The organism is Ruegeria meonggei, assembly GCF_900172215.1.
Lineage (GTDB): Bacteria > Pseudomonadota > Alphaproteobacteria > Rhodobacterales > Rhodobacteraceae > Ruegeria > Ruegeria meonggei.
The window spans coordinates 473,298-490,175 of record NZ_FWFP01000002.1 but is presented as its reverse complement, the minus strand read 5'-3'; the positions used below and the strand labels follow the sequence as shown (position 1 = coordinate 490,175).

Below are 16,878 nucleotides of genomic sequence, written 5' to 3'. Positions count from 1 at the left end.
GTGCGGCCCTGCATTTCTTGTATCCGAAGAAAATACAACTTGTATACATTAAAAAATCGTGCAGCATGACCCATCATTTGAGCCACCGGCCCAAGACGCAGTTAAAATGGAAACACATATGCGCCAGACGCGGCACATCACCTTCATTCTGATCGAGGAGTTTTCGCACCTCGCTTTTTCCTGCGCCGTCGAACCGTTGCGAATTGCCAACCTGGTCAGCGAGGAAAAGCTATATGACTGGGCTCTGGTATCGGAAGAGGGTGCGCGGGCCGTCTGTTCAAATGAGGTGGTGACGTTGGTACACGGGGGATTGGAGACCCTGCCCAAGACCGATCAGCTGTTTGTGCTGTCGGGCATCCACATGCGCAATCATGTCACCCGACCGCTGCTGGCGACCTTGCGGCGGGAACGGGCGCGGGGAACACCCATTGGAGCGCTATGTTCCGGGGCTTGGCTTTTGGCCGAGGCGGGTTTTTTGGACGGGATGCAGGCGGCGATCCATTGGGAGTATCACGACGCCTTCATGGAAGCCTTCCCAGAGGTGAACCTTGTGCGCAGCGTATTTGTAGCCGACGAAAAACACATCACAGCCTCGGGCGGCACCGCCACCGCTGACTTGATGCTGCACCTGATTGAACGAGATCATGGTAAGGAACTGGCAATCGCAGTCGCCGACCAGATGGTCTATAACGCGGTGCGCAACGCCACAGCGAAACAACGGGTATCGCTGCAATCACGCAACGGGATGCGCAACGCTCACCTGGCCCGGGCGATCCAGATCATGCAAAACTGTATCGAGGCGCCAGTCTCTCCGTCGCAGATAGCTGAGGATCTTGGGATCTCCACCCGGCAGCTTGAGCGGTTGTTTGGCAAATACCTCAATACGTCACCCAAGAAATACTTCATGGAGCTGCGCCTGGAACGCGCGCAGAAACTTCTGTTGCAAACCGAAGCGTCGGTGACCGAGGTCGCCATGGCCTGCGGTTTCGAAAACCCCGGCCACTTTTCGCGCGTTTTTCGGTCGAGTTTTGGCGTCACGCCGCATGCGCAGAAAAACAAGATTGACTGATGGACTGCGGGCGGGGGGAGCATCTCTGCCTTTTGGCATACCCGAAAGTGCAGGCGCTCACCCCCTGGTCCCGCTCGTACCCCCTCGTTAAAGAAAAACTAGTAAACTGAGCAGCAGGATTGAGTATTCATAGATGCAGAAATTGGCATAACTATTGCCAGAACGTGTCAGTTCTATGTGCGCGGCAACTGGAATCGTGATGTCCGCCGCAATTCATGTGCTGTCAGGAATCCACAGTTTTTCCGTCTAGTGCGTTGAGGCGACTGCTTTTGTTTGCGTAAAATGTCCGTTTGTGGCATTTTTGTTCAGTCAGCAATCAGGCAGTTTCTGCAAAAAATGGCGGCAAATCACAACAAAATCTCTGCAAAGGTCTCCATGTCCTCAACAAGTGTTAGCGTTGGAGGACAACCATGAATTTGGAAACCCACGAAGTCGCAATGGAATTCGCCCCGCGCGTAATCTCGATTGCAAGACGCGAAAGTCAGATTTGCAAGGCGTCCCGGGCAGCCGAGGCTGCATTTGAACGTATTGCTGAAACAGCCTCTGTCGATGTCAGCCCACATGGGGAAATGCAGGACCGCGTTTTTTCAATCTTTCGCTGGTATTTCTTGTCCGCGTTTTGCACCCGAATGTTGACGGATGCTGCGCATCGGCTTGAGACCCAAACGCTGCAGGTCTCGGTGGACATCTTCAGCGCGGTAAAAATGGTTCTCAGCGAGAATGAAATCGAACGCTCAATGGCATTGGTCAATATTGAAAGAACGTCGCCGACCCTGGTGCGCGCAAACGATCTTGGGGCCCGCGGCCATATGGTGGGCTGGGTTGCTGCAAGTCTGTACGAAAAGGGCCGGGAACTGCCGGGTGAGATTGAAAATTCACTGGTTGGCGCGTTGGCTGCGTCCGGACGGTTGAACTGATCGCCCCTTGAAACCGGCACTCATGACTAAGCCGTTTACACAGGCATAAATCCTTTCGTACCATCGGTTTGATTGCTTCCGATGATTTACACGAAGGGATTACTGCCATGCCGGACACGCTGAATCTTCACAAGTTCGAACACCTGAGCCCGTTTCAGATCAAGGACGAGCTTATCAAGCTGGCCCAGAAAGAGGCGCACAAGTCGACCTTGCCCTATCTGAACGCGGGACGCGGCAATCCCAACTGGATCGCCACCAAAGCGCGCGAGGCGTTCTTCCTGCTGGGTCAGTTTGCGATGACCGAGGCCCAGCGGCACCGCAATGAACCACAGGTTGGTCTGGCGGGTACACCGCAAGGGCCGGGCAGTTACGGTCGGCTCAAGGCCTATTGCGCGACGTCCCAGGGGCAAAGCGGTCCTCCGGGCGCTGATACGCTGGCTGCTATGGTGGATTTTGCGGTACAGAAATTCGGTTTTACTCCGGACGACTTTGTACTGGAGCTGACCGACGGGATTGTGGGCGACCATTATCCGATGCCGGATCGGTGTCTCGAACATAATGAGATCATCGTCCATGAATACCTGATGTGGGCAATGTGCGCGGGGCACCGGCCCGACACCAAGTTCGACATCTACGCGGTTGAAGGCGGAACGGCCGCAATGTGCTATATTTTCAAGGCGCTTAAAAATCAGCGTTTGCTGAATGCAGGCGACACTATCGCTCTAGGGACGCCTATCTTTACACCCTATTTGGAAATGCCCGAGCTTGAGGATTACGCGCTGAACGTGGTGGATGTGTCATCGGAAGAGGAGGACAATTTCCAGCTGACTGATGCGGACTTGGAACAGTTGGCCGATCCAAAGGTCAAAGCGCTGTTTCTGGTCAATCCAGGCAATCCTTCGGCCGTCGCGATGAGCCCCGAGGTTTTGGCCCGGCTGGTCGAGTTTGTCAAAACACGCCGCCCGGATCTGATCATTTTGACCGACGACGTTTATGGCACTTTTGTTCCTAACTTCCAGTCGGTCATGGGGCACCTTCCAGAGAACACGATCGGGGTCTATTCCTATTCCAAGTATTTCGGGTGTACGGGTTGGCGATTGGGCACCATTTTGGTCGCCGAGAACAACATTTTCGACAAGATGATTGCCGAAGCTCCCGCCGAGGTCAAAGCAAAGGTCGAGGCGCGGTATACGACCCTGACGCCCGATCCATCCTCGTTCAAGTTCATCGACCGGATTGTTGCTGACAGCCGCGATGTGGCGCTCAACCACACTGCCGGTCTGTCACTACCGCAACAGGTGATGATGACCCTGTTTTCGCTGGTGGAAATGATGGATGAAGACAAAAGCTATCAGGCTTTCTGTCAGGGCATTCTGGAACACCGTTTTACCGAACTGGTCGAAGGCATGGGCATCGAGGTGCCCGAAAATCCTTTGTTCGACCGGTATTACGGCATACTCGACTTTGAATTTTGGCTGCGGAAATACGTCGGAGAAGAGGTGGTTGGCTGGATCAAGGAAAATGTCCATCCGCTGGATATCTCTTTCAAGCTGGCGCAGGATCATGGGATTGTGTTGTTGAACGGGTCGGGCTTTGACGCCCCAAACTGGTCAGCGCGCGTGTCTTTTGCCAATCTCGATGACAGCGCCTATCGCCAGATCGGCCGGGCCGTGCGTGCGGTTGCCATTGGGTATGTGCAGGCCTATCGCGCCTCGAAGGGATTGTCGCTGCATGGGTAAGGGGACGGTGCAAGGACACAGGGGTAGACCTGGATGGAATTGATTGGTGCGATCTTTGGCACCCACCCTGAGCTAGCCTTGTTCTGCAGTCTCGCCATGGGTTATGCGCTGGGCAAAATCACCATCGGCTCGTTTACGGTCGGGTCGGTGGCGGGCTGTTTGCTGGGCGGCGTTCTGGTTGGTCAGACCGGGGTGGTCGTCTCGGACGATCTGAAACAGGCGTTCTTTTTACTGTTTTTATTTTCCATCGGATATCGAACAGGGCCGCAGTTCTTTCGATCCTTGAACTTTGGGGCGTTGCCGCAGATTGCGATCACTGCACTGTTATGCGTCGTGGCCTTGGTGGTTGCTGCGCTACTGGCACCTTTGATGGGGTTGTCGGTGGGGATCGCGGCGGGGCTTTTGGCTGGTGGTGTCACCGAAAGCGCGACACTGGGCGTGGCCATTGACACATTTGCCAAAACCGGTGCCGACCCTGCCGCACAACAAATATTTGACGGAGAAATCGCCACCGGCTTTGCGGTGGCTTACTTTGTTGGAGTAGTCGCCACTATCTTTTTCCACACCCAACTGGCTCCCCGCTTTTATGGGCGGTCCCTGAAAGAAGCCTGCGCAGAGCATGAGGCTGAGTTGGACAACAATGATGCCCCGATGGTGTCCGAACACCGCGACTTTGAGGCCCGCGCCTATCGCATCAACCCCGAGTTTGCGGGCCGGACAATTGCCGAGATCGAAGCCCGCGTTCCTCCCCATGTGCGCGCTTTTTTTGACCGGGTGCGCCGGGGGAAAAAGATCTTGCCCACGACCCGCGATATGGTTCTGGAAACGGGTGATATCGCTGCTATTGCCGGGCTGCGATCCTATTTGATCGATCACACAAGTATGCTGGGTGAAGAGGTCGAAGATCCGGAATTGCTCGATCTGCCAGTAGAAACCAGCGATATCGTCGTGACCAACAAGGCCGTGGTGAACCAGACACTGGCCGAGCTGTCCGCCCGCCCTGAGGCGCGCACCATATTCTTGCGGGGCATCATGCGCAGTGGCGAGCGGCTGCCGGTTTTTCGCCGCGTGACCCTGCATATGGGGGATGTTCTGACAGTGTCGGGCACCCGCAGCCATATCGAGGACGCTGCTGCCAAACTGGGCTACCTGGATCGCGAAACAAATAAGACCGATATGGTCTTTGTGGCGTTCTTTATTCTGCTAGGCGGGCTCATTGGTATTCCTGCGCTGAAATACGGCGCGATTGAACTGGGGCTTGGCACATCGGTTGGGGTGCTGCTGGGCGGGTTGATGGCAGGATGGCTGCGCTCGGTCCACAGGACGTTTGGGTTTGTTCCCGAGGCGACCCTGTGGATTTTCGATTCCCTGGGCCTGTGTGTCTTTGTGGCCTGTGTCGGCATCACCTCGGGACCCAGCTTTGTAACCGGAGTTGTCGAAAGCGGGCCGTCCTTGATCCTGGGGTCGGTGGCCATCGTGTTGCTGGCGCATGGATCAGCCGTGTTTGTCGGCCGCAAGGTCTTTGGCATCAATGAGGGCGTTCTGGCCGGGACCTGTTGTGGGGCCGGAACCTCGGCCCCAGGTCTTGCTGCCGTGCAGGAAGCCGCTCAGAGCCAGGTGCCCACGCTGGGCTATGGTCTGGGATATGCGGTCGGCAACGTGTTGCTGGCGCTTTGGGGCTCGGTCATCGTGATCCTGCTGATGTAGCCTAGGGCACAAAAGCCACGACCAGCGGCCCCCAAAGCGTCAGGAAGATATTCGCCACCGCGTAGGTCATGGTAAAGGCCGGTGTCGGGGTTGAGTTGCCTGCCTTTTCCAACAAGGTCGCAAATCCTGGATTGCCCGAGCGTGATCCGGTCACCACTGCGCAGGCTTCAACCGGGTTGCGAATGCGCAGCGCGAAATAGTTGATCGGGAACTGCACGATCATCGGCATCATTGTGACCAGGATGCCCAGCAGCAGCAGGGTAATTCCGTATTGCTGAATTGCCTCCAGCGCAGGTTTGCCCGCGTTCAGTCCAACGACACCGACAAACACCGCCAGCCCGAAGCTTTGCAAAAAGTTGGCAGCCCCTCGATTGATCCCGCCAATCTTGGGTCGACGGATACGCAGGTATCCGATGATCAGCCCTGTTATGAGACATCCAAGACCCGACCCCAATGCAACCTTGGTTCCGGCAATGACAAAGCTGATCTCGCCAATCAGATAGCCGACGGCCACACCGATCCCCAATGCGATGAAATTCGTAACCGAGGCCGCAGGCGGAACATAACCTGCCTGTTTGGCCACGCGATTCAGGTCGTTCTTGTGGCCAACAATGCTGATCTCATCGCCTGCGTGGATCTCGGTATTGAGCAGAACAGGGACGTCATGCCCCATCCGTGTGATCTTTGAGATATGGACACCGCGCCGCTGATCCGGTGTCAACGCTTTGTTCAGCTGTTCAAGGGTTTTACCAGCCAGTTTACGATTGGTGACCACGACATTGCGCCTTTCCTCGACGACGGTCAGTTCCGGCGGGTATTCTCCGATTTCACCGCTTGCCGTGCCTTCGAATTGAACCAACGTTACAACAAGGCCCGAAACCACGATTACGTCGCCCACGCCGACCACGGTATCCGGTGCTGGATCCACCGGCACGCCATTCTGCAGCAGCCGTTCGACCAAAAGGTCACCGTCATACTCCGCCTCGATGGATTTGACGGTTTGGCCGGCAATGGCGGCGTCATCATTGACCTGATAGGCGCGGGCCTCAAAGCGGTTCATTGGCAGGAACTCACCATCTGCCAGCTTACGACCGCCACCGCTGAGCTTTTGGGCCAGCTTGATCGCTTCTTGCCGTAGATCGCAGCGCATGATGATTGGAATGATGCTGACCGCCAGAATGGGACCGATCGATCCAAAGATGTAGGTGACAGAGTAACCAACCGCGATGTTGGTTTTCAGCTTTTCAGCTTCATCCGCTGCAAGGCCAAGCAAGTCGATGGCGTTGCCTGCGGTGCCGATGATGGCCGATTGCGTCAATCCTCCGGCCGCAAGACCTGCTGCCAGCCCTTTGTCGAGCCCGGCCAGTCGCGCCACAACGATCACGAAAAACAATCCCCAGAGGGTCATCATGAAGGCTGCCAACAGTTTTGTAAGTGCGGTTCGGTTCAAAGCCGCAAAGAACTGGGGCCCACCATTGTAGCCGACCATAAAAATAAACAATGAGAAAAAGACGTTCTGAACATCTGTACTTAAGGTGATCCCGCCAATCTGACCTACAAAAACTGCCACCAGCAAGGTTCCGGCAATTCCGCCCAGTTCGAATTTTCCAACTCTGAATTTTCCGACGCCGTACCCCAGGCCTAGGCATAGAAAAAGCGCCATGATCGGAAAGGCGCGCAGCTGTTCAGCGATTAGTTCCATCATCAAATCTCCAGACTTGCATTCTGGTGGGGGATGCCGATCCCGGCACCTCAGCGTGCTGATAACAATCGAAAATTCAGGCAATTATCCTGCGTTTTAAGTAAGCACCGACTAAGGATTCTGTCAAATCTGGAGGCATAGGCGTACGAGAAAGCAATGCGCGCTCACGATACACTTATCCGGGACCTGCCTGGTGGAATATGCGGTTGTCTGGAAAGATGGTGCTGCTGGAGAGAATTGAACTCTCGACCTCTCCCTTACCAAGGGAGTGCTCTACCTCTGAGCTACAGCAGCGCTGTGGGCGGGTGATTAGACTCAAACGAAACGCGGCGCAAGGGTGTCTGGACGGTTTTTTTTCCCTCCTGTAGAGAAAGACCATGGCAGACAAAAATGCACCAAAAAAGCCTGGCAAATCCGGGGATGCGCGCGAAGAGCGGCTGAAAGCGGCGCTGAAAGCGAATATGGCGCGGCGTAAGGCGCAGGCCAAGGCGCGTGCGACCCCGAACGACAAAGCCGGCAAGGACGAGGGATAAGAGCAAATGGATTCGATTCTGGTAACAGGCAACGGGCCGCTTAACGGTCAGATACCAATTGCGGGGGCTAAAAATGCGTGCCTGACGCTGATGCCCGCAACGCTTCTCAGCGAAGAACCGCTGACGCTGACAAACGCGCCACGTCTCAGCGACATCAAGACCATGACGGCCCTGCTGCAGTCGTTGGGGGCCGAGGTGTCGTCACTGCAGGATGGCCAAGTGCAAGCGATGTCCAGCCACGACCTAACCAGCCAGACAGCGGATTATGAGATCGTGCGCAAGATGCGGGCCTCAAATCTGGTGCTGGGCCCGCTGCTGGCGCGTTTTGGGCATGCGGTTGTGTCGCTGCCCGGTGGCTGTGCGATCGGCGCGCGGCCGATGGACCTGCACGTCGAAGGGCTTGAGGCTTTGGGGGCTGAGATTGAACTCAAAGACGGGTATCTCCACGCCAAGGCTCCGGGCGGGCTGAAAGGCGGGGTACATGAAATGCGTTTCGCCTCGGTTGGTGCGACGGAAAACATCGTCATGGCGGCCACGCTGGCCAAAGGCACCACTGTCTTAAAGAACGCCGCGCGAGAGCCCGAGATTGTCGATCTGGTTGAATGTCTACGCAAGATGGGCGCGCAAATCTCGGGCGAGGGGACCTCGACCATCGAAATCCAAGGCGTCGACCGGTTGCATGGCGCAACCCATCAGGTGGTGACCGACCGGATCGAGCTGGGCACGTACATGCTGGCCCCGGCCATTTGCGGTGGCGAGGTCGAGCTTTTGGGCGGTCGCATGCGTCTTGTTGAATCCTTCGCGGCCAAACTGGACGCGGCCGGCGTCAGCGTTGAAGAAACCGACAAGGGTCTGAAAGTCGCCCGCAAGAATGGCCGGGTCCGAGCGGTGGATGTGGTCACCGAACCGTTCCCGGGATTCCCAACCGATTTGCAGGCCCAGATGATGGCGCTGATGTGCACCGCCGAGGGCACCTCGGTGCTGGAAGAGCGGATTTTTGAGAACCGGTTCATGCACGCGCCAGAGCTGGTGCGGATGGGCGCGGATATAGAGGTACATGGCGGGACTGCCACGGTAACAGGTGTTGAGCGCCTGAAGGGGGCCCCGGTGATGGCGACGGATTTGCGGGCCTCGGTGTCACTGATCCTTGCCGGTCTGGCAGCTGAAGGGGAAACAGTGGTCAGTCGGGTCTATCATCTGGACCGTGGATATGAGCATGTGGTGCGCAAGCTGGAAGGCGTAGGCGCAAAAATTGAACGGATAAAAGGCCAATGACAGACGCAAGTTTCCATGACGGGCGCGAGGCCCCGCTGAATCTGGGTGCGCAGGATGATGATGACCTTCAGGTGATCTCAACCCTGACGCAGGACGCGGTGTTTCCGATCACCGAGATGACATGGCGCCCGTCCGAGCGTCGTTTCGGCCTGTTGCTGAACCGTTTTCGATGGGAAGACAAAGACGCGGCCACCAGCCGCAACCGTCCGTTTGAACGCGTACAGTCGGTTTTGGTGTTTGATTCGGTTCTGTCTGTCTCAAGCCAGGGCGTTGATCGCAGCGACAAGGATATGGTTATGTCGCTGCTGTCCGTCGATTTCGAAGCGGCAGAAGACGGGGCCGGACAGATCTTGCTGACCTTGGCGGGTGATGGCGCGATCCGCCTGTCGGTCGAGGCGCTGGACGCCACGCTCAAGGACGTAACTCGCCCGTATCAGGCACCGTCGGGTCAGGCCCCGCACCATCCGGAATAAGCGCGGCATATCACAGGCGTTCTCCGGACCCCCGGCAGGTCTGGTACATCGTCGTGCCACTGTGTTTGACGTCTTTGACCTCAGCCGGGTTCTGATCCGGTCGATCACTGAACTGTGCCGGGCAGATCACCAGGACGACCCGCAGGTCATTGCGCAATGGACGGCGAACAAGGATCCCGAAACCATCCGTGGATGGATCAGGGACGGATTGCAGATCTGGCTGACCGAACAGGCCGGGCAGGTTACTGCCGTGGGTGGCCTGATCGAAACCGGTGAAATCACGCTGCTGTACATCGACCCCGACCATATCGGCTGCGGTATCGGGGCGGCCCTGTTGGACCGTCTTGAACGGGAACTCATTGCCGCCGGATGCACCGAGGCCCGGCTTGAGGCGACGGTGACCGCGCAGGCGTTTTATCTGCGGCAGGGTTGGCAGGCCACCGGTCAGCGTTGTGACCGCCAGGATTTGTCCTGCCGCGAGATGCGCAAATCGCTGCACCCCGCGCACTGAGGGTTGAGGCCCGCCCATCCCGGCGATATGTCCCGATCAAACGCTCCGGAGTGCAAGACCATGCCCGTTTTCCTGAACACCACATCGCCCGAGTTTGAAACCGCCTTTCAGACCCTGCTGTCCGCCAAGCGCGAAGACAGCCCGGATGTGGATGCGGTTGTGGCCCAGATCATTGCCGATGTGCGGGCCCGGGGCGACGCGGCGGTGATCGAACTGACCGCCAAGTTCGACCGGCTTGAGCTTACATCCGATACGCTGGCCTTCTCGGCTGCCGAGATTGCCGAGGCCGTCGCGAAAGTTTCTGATGTAGACCGCCACGCACTGGAGCTGGCGGCAGATCGTATCCGGTCTTATCACGAAAAGCAGATGCCTGATGATCTCCAATGGACGGATGAGGCTGGGGCAACCCTTGGTTGGCGTTGGTCGGCGGTGTCGGCGGCTGGTCTGTACGTGCCCGGCGGTTTGGCATCCTATCCATCTTCGGTGCTGATGAACGCGATCCCGGCAAAGGTGGCAGGGGTTGAACGGCTGGCCATTGCCGTGCCAACGCCGGACGGGGTGGTAAACCCGGTGGTCCTGTTGGCGGCGCAATTGTCGGGCGTGGACACGATCTATCGCATCGGTGGCGCACAGGCGATTGCAGCTTTGGCCTATGGCACCGAAAGCATCACGCCCGTCGACAAGATTACCGGCCCCGGTAATGCCTTTGTGGCAGCTGCGAAACGCCGGGTTTTTGGCAAGGTCGGGATCGACATGATCGCAGGCCCTTCGGAAATTTTGGTGATTGCCGACAGCGACAACGACCCAAACTGGATCGCACTGGACCTGCTCAGCCAGGCTGAACATGACGAAAGTGCGCAATCGATCCTGATCACCGATGACGCGGCCTTTGGACAGGCTGTGGCTCAGGCGGTTGAAAAACGCCTTAAAACCCTGCAGCGGCGCGCGATTGCAGGGGCCAGTTGGCGCGATTTCGGAGCGATCATCACTGTCCGCGATCTGGACGAAGCGACCACCCTGTCAAACCGCATCGCCCCGGAACACCTAGAGCTTTGCGTGGCGGACCCCGTGGCGCTTAGCGCGAAAACCATTCATGCCGGTGCCATTTTTTTGGGCCAGTACACGCCCGAAGCGATCGGCGATTACGTTGGCGGCCCGAACCATGTTCTGCCCACAGCGCGGTCGGCCCGGTTTTCGTCTGGCCTCAGCGTGATGGATTTCCTCAAACGTACAACGCTCAGCCAAATGACGCCCGAGGCGTTGCGCGCAATTGGACCTGCGGCGGAACAACTGGCCCGGTCCGAAAGCCTGGAGGCGCATGGGTTGTCGGTGACCGCGCGTCTGAAACGCCTCAACGGATGAATTCCCGCAATGTCTGCCCGCGCGGGCGTTGCCGATCCAATTCGCTTGTTATAGGTCTGTGCTGATCTGAATGGACCAGACACACATGACACGTATTTCGCATATCCAACTGGACGACCGAAACCTGCCCCCGCCGACCCCCGAGATCGAGCAGGAGCGCAAGGTCGCGATCTTTGATCTGCTCGAGGAAAACAGCTTTGCGTTGCCTCGGCGCGATGACCGTGTAGTGCCCGATGGTCCCTATCATGTGCAGCTGTCGATCCGGGATAAGCGGCTGGTCTTTGATATCGCCACCGAGGCCGAGGAAAAAGCCGCCGAGTTTCACCTGTCGCTGGGACCATTCAAGCAGGTGGTCAAAGATTATTTTCAGATCTGCGAAAGCTATTTCGACGCGGTAAAATCCCTGCCACCCAGCCAGATCGAAACCATCGACATGGCCCGGCGCGGCATCCACAACGAAGGCAGCCGCGTGTTGCAGGAACGGCTGGAGGGAAAAGCGGATATCGACACTGACACCGCCCGCCGCCTGTTCACGCTGATCTGCGTGCTGCATTTTGGGGGGTGACGGGTGACGTCTCTGCCGCAGTCCATTCTGTTCTGTTGCGACCATAATTCGGTTCGGTCACCGATGGCCGAAGGCATCATGAAGAAATTTTATGGCACCGGCACTTATGTGCAATCCGCTGGTGTCCATAACGACCTTGAGATCGATGGCTTTTGCATTGCGGCCTGTCACGAGATCGGGGTCGAACTGTCCCGCCACCGCTCGCGCTCGTTTGACGAGATGCAGGAATGGGGCGACGATCTCAGCTCTTTCGACCTGATCGTGGCGCTGTCACCCGCAAGCCAGCGCAGGGCGCTGGAACTGACCCGGATATTTCATCTGGATGTCGATTATTGGCCAATAATGGACCCTACCGGGATGGGCGAAACCCGCGAACAGAAGTTACATCACTACCGACAGACCCGCGATCAGATCATCCAGCATCTGAAAGACCGCTGGGGCGAACCTACGGAGTGATCATGAACCAGACCGTCAAAACCTATTTCGAAGCCTTCAATGCCGGGGATGTGGACGGCATGTTGGACTGCCTGTCCGACGACGTGGCCCATCACGTGAACGAAGGCCAGATCCGTGTCGGTAAAGAGAAATTCGCGGCCTTCTGCGCCCATATGAACCGTAGTTACCGCGAAAACCTGACCGATATTGTGGTGTTCGACGCCGAAGGCGGCACCCGCGCGGCTGCCGAATTCATCGTCAACGGCACTTATCTTGAAACCGATGAGCGTCTGCCCGAGGCGCACGGTCAGACCTATCGCCTGCCTGCCGGCTCATTCTTTGACTTACACGATGGCAAGATCACCCGCGTGACCACGTTCTACAACCTCGCCGACTGGACCAAACAGGTATCCAATGGCTAAGGTCACCGACGTCCGCCCCCTGACCGGGGTGGCACTGGCTGACGCTCTGGACCACGTTGCCCGCCTGCGGATCGAAGTTTTTCACGCCTGGCCCTATCTCTATGATGGTGATCTGGAGTACGAGCGTAAGTACCTGCAATCCTATCGTGACAGCGACAGGGCCATCGTGCTTGGCGCCTTCGACAAGGACCGTCTGATCGGCGCATCCGCAGGCGCGCCGTTGACTGACCACGCCGAGGATTTCGCCGCCGCATTTGAAGGCATTGGTCTGAATCTGGGCGGCATCTTCTACTGCGCCGAATCCGTTTTGTTGCCCGAATATCGCGGGCAGGGGATCGGGCACAGGTTCTTTGACCTGCGCGAGGCACATGCCCGTAGGTTTGGCTTCTCCAAATGCGCATTTTGCAGCGCCCAGCGCGCGGCGGATCACCCGCAACGCCCCGAAGGATATCGCCCACTGGATACGTTCTGGCGCGCGCGGGGTTATGTGCCACTGCCCGGAGTTGTCGCGCAATTCTCGTGGAAAGACATCGGGGAAGTCGATGAGACACCAAAGCCGTTGCAGTTCTGGATCAGGGATCTGTAAACGGGAACCAGCGGCTTGGCCAAAACACGACAGCAACGGAAGGTTCTGACTAAAGCCCCATCCGCGATAACTTATTTCCCGACCTGCCAAGTTCTTGTGACTTCCTGCCAGTGATCTTGTCCATGTGGATTCCGGTCCCACCTGTGCCTCAACTTAATGAGGTCGCCTGATGATTGATGATGAACCCCACTCAGCCAGTTACTATGACGAACACAACTATTGGACCCTGGATCCCACCGCGGTGGACAAGCAAATCTACGACGCGTTTTCTTCGGGCGTGGTCGATCTTTTGCAGTTGCTGGACGATAACAAGCCGATGTTGTCGCGGGATGTTTACGCGCGGCTGTTTGCGTCTTTGCTGCATCTGTCCAGAGTATTGGGCGAGTACGAAGATGGCTGGGACCCGCGCCCGTCCAAACCGGATGACCCTTAGAGACGCTGTTGCGTCGGTCCTTCGAGCAAACGAACAGATTTGACTATACAGCCTGTGATGTCTGCTTCTAATCTCGCGCGAAAATGGACCCAAGGGTAACCGATATGAAAGTCGCCACCGCTGCATACAACCTTGATTGGCTCGACAGTTGGGCACAGTACGAGGACAAGCTGGACCGCTGGGTTTCGGAGGCCGCGGGGCAGGGGGCTGAGTTGCTGGTCTTTCCGGAATACGGCGCGATGGAGCTGTCGACGCTGGACGGGGCAGATGTCGCTGGCGATCTAGAGCGGTCGATCCGGGCGGTCTCGGACCGGATGGAGGATGTGCATAACCTGCACACTCGTCTGGCCCAAGCGCACAAGATCTATATTCTGGGTGCCTCAGCCCCGGTAAATGATGGCTTCAGGCGTCCTGTGAATCGCGCGGCGTTTTATGCGCCGGGCGGTGGCTGCGACCATCAGGACAAACAGATCATGACCCGGTTCGAGCGCGAGGAGTGGGACATCGCGCCGGGCGGCCCGCTCAAGCTGTTCGACACCGAGCTGGGCAAGATTGGGGTGCTGATCTGTTATGACGGCGAATTTCCCTTATTGGGCCGTGCCCTGCAGGAGGCCGACCTGATCCTGGTGCCTTCCTGCACCGAGGCGCTGTCGGGGTATTGGCGGGTCCGCATCGGGGCGATGTCACGCGCGTTGGAAAATCAATGCGTTACGGTCATGGCCTCGCTGGTTGGCAACAATGACTGGTCCGAGGCCGTGGACAAGAACACTGGCACGGGCGGCGTGTTTGGCCCGCCTGACAAAGGGTTTCCTCAAACCGGCGTATTGGCCGAAGGGACCTTGAACCAACCCGGATGGGTTTTCGCCGATGTCGACCTTTCGGCGATCGCCAATGTCCGCGCTGACGGTCATGTGCTGAACCGGACCCATTGGCACGAGCAACTTCCCCGGGCCGAAACAGTCATAATATCCCCGCTTTCGTGATTGAGGCCTTGAAATAAGCCCGAAATAGGCTCATTTAGGCGCACATCCCCGCAGATTCTGCGGGTGCAACGTAATGATGGAGACAACATGGCCAAGGAAGATACGCTCGAATTTCCCGGTGTCGTGAAGGAACTCCTGCCTAATGCGACGTTTCGGGTCGAGCTGGAAAACGGCCATGAGATCATCGCACATACGGCAGGCAAGATGCGCAAGAACCGCATCCGTGTTCTGGCCGGCGACAAAGTACAGGTCGAAATGACCCCCTATGATCTGACCAAGGGTCGGATCAACTACCGCTTCAAGTAACGCTTGCCGCAATGGCGTTTATCTTAGGATCGGGCAGCCCAAGGCGGCTGGACCTGTTGGCCCAGCTTGGCGTGCAACCTGATGCCATCCGCGCCCCTGACATTGACGAAACGCCGCTCAGGGGCGAGCTGCCAGTACCATATTGCAACCGTATCACGCGCGCAAAAGTGCAGGCGGTTCAGGCGGATAGCGGCGATTTCACCCTATGCGCGGACACCACTGTTGCGTTGGGCCGTCGAATTCTTGGCAAACCAGATGATGCCGGGCAGGCGGCAGAGTTTCTGCACGCTCTGTCCGGTCGACGCCACCGTGTGATCACCTCGGTCGCGGTGCGGCGGGGGGATCGGGTGCTGCAACGCGACGTCGTATCCCAAGTTAAGGTCAAGCGCCTGTCGGATGTGGAAATCAACGCATATCTGGCGACGGGGGATTGGCAGGGCAAAGCGGGTGCCTACGCCATTCAGGGGCCCGCTGGGGCCTTCATTCCCTGGATTTCCGGCTCTTTCACCGGCATTGTCGGCTTGCCACTATCCGAAACTGCCGCCCTTTTGCAGGGCATCGGCTATCCTTTGTATCGTGAGGTCCCATGAAGGGTCGTACAATCGTTCTGGATCATATCGAAAACCGGGAAGCCGCAGCTTTGATGGTGGACGGCAAGCTTGAGGATTTTCTGATTGCCGCAGACGCGCCTGCGCCCGGCACGATCTATCGCGCCCGCACTGACCGCCCAGTCAAAGGGCAAGGGGGCATGTTCCTGACAACTCCCGATGGTCCGGCGTTCCTACGGCAGGCCAAAGGTCTGGCCCCCGGAACCCTGATGCTGGTTCAGGTGACAGGGTATGCGGAACCGGGCAAGGCGCTGCCGGTTACCGAACGTGTCCTGTTCAAAAGCCGATTTGCGATTGTAACGCCCGATGCGCCCGGTCTGAATATCTCGCGCAGTATCCGGGACGAGGATGAACGCGACCGCCTTCTTGAAATTGCGCATGACAGTATGGATGGCAGCGACTACGGCCTTATCCTGCGGTCGTGCTGTCAGGGCGAAGACGTTGCTGAGATTGCCGAAGACATCGGCGCGATGCTGGCCCATGCCGAGCAAGTTCTGAACGACGCGGGAACCGAACCCGAATTGTTGCTGGGTGGCGACGGACCTCACGTTCTTGCCTGGCGTGACTGGACCGATCCGGCCGAAGTCGTCACCCAAGCCGGAGGGTTTGAAACGCACGGCGTCCTTGACGCGCTGGATACCGCCCGCGGAATATCTGAGCCGCTGTCCGGAGGTGGCCATTTGTTTATCCAACCGACCCGAGCGCTGGTGGCCGTGGACGTCAATACTGGTGCTGATACCTCGCTGGCGGCCGGTACCAAGGCCAACTTTGCCTGCGCCAAGGCCTTGCCCCGCGCGCTGCGTGTCAGGGGCTTGGGCGGGCAGATCACCCTAGATCTGGCTCCCATGCCTAAAAAGGATCGCAGAGGCTTTGAATCAGCCCTGCGCGCGGCGCTCAAGGCTGATGGAATCGAGACGAATCTGGCTGGCTGGACCCCATTGGGTCACTACGAATTGCAGCGCAAACGCGGTCGCATTCCGCTGTCGGAGATGCTGAAATGAGCTGCCCCATCTGCGCCGAGGACACGGTCGCTAGGTTTCGCCCTTTCTGCTCTAAACGCTGCGCCGACGTTGATCTGGCCAAATGGCTGAACGGGTCCTACGCGGTCCCGTCGCAGCGGGAAGAGGATATGGAAACGGAAGTGCCCGACAGCGAAATAGACCAACTGCGCCCGCATTGAAAAAATGTCAAAAAGCCTCTGGACACCGCCTGTAGCAAGTCATAGAAGGCCTCCACCCAACGATAGATATCG

At 57.8% G+C, this 16,878-nt stretch carries 20 protein-coding genes and 1 tRNA gene; 19 read left to right on the top strand and 2 right to left on the bottom strand.

Going from position 1 to position 16,878, the window contains the following annotated elements; all coding sequences use genetic code 11:
- Window positions 1-118: 118 nt before the first annotated feature.
- From RUM8411_RS05080 to RUM8411_RS05065, 4 genes are all read left to right on the top strand, one after another.
- Window positions 119-1,069 (top strand): GlxA family transcriptional regulator, encoded by a 951-nt coding sequence (locus RUM8411_RS05080; protein WP_085821547.1) that lies wholly within the window; start codon window positions 119-121, stop codon window positions 1,067-1,069.
- A 410-nt stretch (window positions 1,070-1,479) separates the two neighbouring features.
- The gene (locus RUM8411_RS05075) at window positions 1,480-1,986 is read left to right on the top strand and encodes a hypothetical protein (protein WP_085821546.1); all 507 of its coding nucleotides are present in this window, start codon (window positions 1,480-1,482) and stop codon (window positions 1,984-1,986) included.
- 107 nt (window positions 1,987-2,093) lie between these two features.
- Window positions 2,094-3,725 (top strand): bifunctional aspartate transaminase/aspartate 4-decarboxylase, encoded by a 1,632-nt coding sequence (locus RUM8411_RS05070; RefSeq protein ID WP_085821545.1) that lies wholly within the window; start codon window positions 2,094-2,096, stop codon window positions 3,723-3,725.
- A 33-nt stretch (window positions 3,726-3,758) separates the two neighbouring features.
- On the top strand, window positions 3,759-5,432 hold the full coding sequence (locus tag RUM8411_RS05065) for an aspartate:alanine exchanger family transporter (RefSeq protein WP_085821544.1): 1,674 nt from the start codon (window positions 3,759-3,761) through the stop codon (window positions 5,430-5,432).
- Window position 5,433: 1 nt separating this feature from the next.
- Here RUM8411_RS05065 and aspT read toward each other — a convergent pair whose 3' ends face one another.
- Complete coding sequence (aspT, locus tag RUM8411_RS05060) at window positions 5,434-7,137, bottom strand: aspartate-alanine antiporter (RefSeq protein WP_200818532.1); 1,704 nt, start codon at window positions 7,135-7,137, stop codon at window positions 5,434-5,436.
- Window positions 7,138-7,353: 216 nt separating this feature from the next.
- A tRNA-Thr gene (locus RUM8411_RS05055) sits at window positions 7,354-7,428 on the bottom strand.
- A gap of 83 nt (window positions 7,429-7,511) precedes the next feature.
- On the opposite strand from RUM8411_RS05055, the gene RUM8411_RS22810 reads away from it, so the two are divergent.
- The 15 genes from RUM8411_RS22810 (at window position 7,512) to RUM8411_RS04985 (ending at window position 16,806) form a co-directional block, all read left to right on the top strand.
- Complete coding sequence (locus RUM8411_RS22810; protein WP_200818531.1) at window positions 7,512-7,667, top strand: hypothetical protein; 156 nt, start codon at window positions 7,512-7,514, stop codon at window positions 7,665-7,667.
- Window positions 7,668-7,673: 6 nt separating this feature from the next.
- Complete coding sequence (gene murA / locus RUM8411_RS05050; protein WP_085821543.1) at window positions 7,674-8,942, top strand: UDP-N-acetylglucosamine 1-carboxyvinyltransferase; 1,269 nt, start codon at window positions 7,674-7,676, stop codon at window positions 8,940-8,942.
- A complete protein-coding gene (locus tag RUM8411_RS05045) occupies window positions 8,939-9,415 on the top strand; it encodes a DUF2948 family protein (RefSeq protein WP_085821542.1) in 477 nt (158 codons plus the stop codon). Before murA ends, RUM8411_RS05045 begins: the two co-directional genes overlap by 4 nt.
- Window positions 9,416-9,476: 61 nt before the next feature.
- Window positions 9,477-9,926, top strand: coding sequence for a GNAT family N-acetyltransferase (locus RUM8411_RS05040; protein ID WP_234995133.1), 450 nt, complete (start codon window positions 9,477-9,479; stop codon window positions 9,924-9,926).
- Between the two features lie 60 nt (window positions 9,927-9,986).
- Window positions 9,987-11,288 (top strand): histidinol dehydrogenase, encoded by a 1,302-nt coding sequence (gene hisD, locus RUM8411_RS05035; RefSeq protein WP_085821540.1) that lies wholly within the window; start codon window positions 9,987-9,989, stop codon window positions 11,286-11,288.
- Between the two features lie 85 nt (window positions 11,289-11,373).
- On the top strand, window positions 11,374-11,853 hold the full coding sequence (locus RUM8411_RS05030; RefSeq protein WP_085821539.1) for a UPF0262 family protein: 480 nt from the start codon (window positions 11,374-11,376) through the stop codon (window positions 11,851-11,853).
- A gap of 3 nt (window positions 11,854-11,856) precedes the next feature.
- Window positions 11,857-12,309 carry an arsenate-mycothiol transferase ArsC gene (locus RUM8411_RS05025; protein ID WP_085821538.1) on the top strand — a complete coding sequence of 151 codons (453 nt, stop codon included), beginning with the start codon at window positions 11,857-11,859 and terminating at the stop codon, window positions 12,307-12,309.
- A gap of 2 nt (window positions 12,310-12,311) precedes the next feature.
- Window positions 12,312-12,710 (top strand): ketosteroid isomerase-related protein, encoded by a 399-nt coding sequence (locus RUM8411_RS05020; RefSeq protein WP_085821537.1) that lies wholly within the window; start codon window positions 12,312-12,314, stop codon window positions 12,708-12,710.
- Window positions 12,703-13,296, top strand: a complete 594-nt coding sequence (locus tag RUM8411_RS05015; protein ID WP_085821536.1) for a GNAT family N-acetyltransferase — start codon at window positions 12,703-12,705, stop codon at window positions 13,294-13,296. The genes RUM8411_RS05020 and RUM8411_RS05015 overlap by 8 nt, the downstream gene beginning before the upstream one ends.
- Window positions 13,297-13,465: 169 nt before the next feature.
- The gene (locus RUM8411_RS05010) at window positions 13,466-13,729 is read left to right on the top strand and encodes a hypothetical protein (protein ID WP_085821535.1); all 264 of its coding nucleotides are present in this window, start codon (window positions 13,466-13,468) and stop codon (window positions 13,727-13,729) included.
- Between the two features lie 104 nt (window positions 13,730-13,833).
- Window positions 13,834-14,712, top strand: coding sequence for a carbon-nitrogen hydrolase family protein (locus RUM8411_RS05005; RefSeq protein ID WP_085821534.1), 879 nt, complete (start codon window positions 13,834-13,836; stop codon window positions 14,710-14,712).
- Between the two features lie 87 nt (window positions 14,713-14,799).
- Entirely contained in the window at window positions 14,800-15,018 is a 219-nt protein-coding gene (gene infA, locus RUM8411_RS05000) for a translation initiation factor IF-1 (protein ID WP_005978431.1), read from the top strand.
- 11 nt (window positions 15,019-15,029) lie between these two features.
- Window positions 15,030-15,608: a Maf family protein gene (locus tag RUM8411_RS04995; protein WP_085821533.1), complete on the top strand. Its 579-nt coding sequence runs from the start codon at window positions 15,030-15,032 to the stop codon at window positions 15,606-15,608.
- Window positions 15,605-16,627 (top strand): ribonuclease E/G, encoded by a 1,023-nt coding sequence (locus RUM8411_RS04990; protein ID WP_085821532.1) that lies wholly within the window; start codon window positions 15,605-15,607, stop codon window positions 16,625-16,627. The genes RUM8411_RS04995 and RUM8411_RS04990 overlap by 4 nt, the downstream gene beginning before the upstream one ends.
- On the top strand, window positions 16,624-16,806 hold the full coding sequence (locus RUM8411_RS04985) for a DNA gyrase inhibitor YacG (protein ID WP_085821531.1): 183 nt from the start codon (window positions 16,624-16,626) through the stop codon (window positions 16,804-16,806). Before RUM8411_RS04990 ends, RUM8411_RS04985 begins: the two co-directional genes overlap by 4 nt.
- The last annotated feature ends 72 nt before the right edge of the window (window positions 16,807-16,878 follow it).

Excerpts from the sequence above, each read along its gene's own strand:
- RUM8411_RS05080 (WP_085821547.1), top strand. The coding sequence starts at position 119 with ATGCGCCAGACGCGGCACATCACCTTCATTCTGATCGAGGAGTTTTCG.
- RUM8411_RS05075 (WP_085821546.1), top strand. The coding sequence starts at position 1,480 with ATGAATTTGGAAACCCACGAAGTCGCAATGGAATTCGCCCCGCGCGTA.
- RUM8411_RS05070 (WP_085821545.1), top strand. The coding sequence starts at position 2,094 with ATGCCGGACACGCTGAATCTTCACAAGTTCGAACACCTGAGCCCGTTT.
- RUM8411_RS05065 (WP_085821544.1), top strand. The coding sequence starts at position 3,759 with ATGGAATTGATTGGTGCGATCTTTGGCACCCACCCTGAGCTAGCCTTG.
- aspT (WP_200818532.1), bottom strand. The coding sequence starts at position 7,137 with ATGATGGAACTAATCGCTGAACAGCTGCGCGCCTTTCCGATCATGGCG.
- RUM8411_RS22810 (WP_200818531.1), top strand. The coding sequence starts at position 7,512 with ATGGCAGACAAAAATGCACCAAAAAAGCCTGGCAAATCCGGGGATGCG.
- murA (WP_085821543.1), top strand. The coding sequence starts at position 7,674 with ATGGATTCGATTCTGGTAACAGGCAACGGGCCGCTTAACGGTCAGATA.
- RUM8411_RS05045 (WP_085821542.1), top strand. The coding sequence starts at position 8,939 with ATGACAGACGCAAGTTTCCATGACGGGCGCGAGGCCCCGCTGAATCTG.
- hisD (WP_085821540.1), top strand. The coding sequence starts at position 9,987 with ATGCCCGTTTTCCTGAACACCACATCGCCCGAGTTTGAAACCGCCTTT.
- RUM8411_RS05030 (WP_085821539.1), top strand. The coding sequence starts at position 11,374 with ATGACACGTATTTCGCATATCCAACTGGACGACCGAAACCTGCCCCCG.
- RUM8411_RS05020 (WP_085821537.1), top strand. The coding sequence starts at position 12,312 with ATGAACCAGACCGTCAAAACCTATTTCGAAGCCTTCAATGCCGGGGAT.
- RUM8411_RS05015 (WP_085821536.1), top strand. The coding sequence starts at position 12,703 with ATGGCTAAGGTCACCGACGTCCGCCCCCTGACCGGGGTGGCACTGGCT.
- RUM8411_RS05010 (WP_085821535.1), top strand. The coding sequence starts at position 13,466 with ATGATTGATGATGAACCCCACTCAGCCAGTTACTATGACGAACACAAC.
- RUM8411_RS05005 (WP_085821534.1), top strand. The coding sequence starts at position 13,834 with ATGAAAGTCGCCACCGCTGCATACAACCTTGATTGGCTCGACAGTTGG.
- infA (WP_005978431.1), top strand. The coding sequence starts at position 14,800 with ATGGCCAAGGAAGATACGCTCGAATTTCCCGGTGTCGTGAAGGAACTC.
- RUM8411_RS04995 (WP_085821533.1), top strand. The coding sequence starts at position 15,030 with ATGGCGTTTATCTTAGGATCGGGCAGCCCAAGGCGGCTGGACCTGTTG.
- RUM8411_RS04990 (WP_085821532.1), top strand. The coding sequence starts at position 15,605 with ATGAAGGGTCGTACAATCGTTCTGGATCATATCGAAAACCGGGAAGCC.
- RUM8411_RS04985 (WP_085821531.1), top strand. The coding sequence starts at position 16,624 with ATGAGCTGCCCCATCTGCGCCGAGGACACGGTCGCTAGGTTTCGCCCT.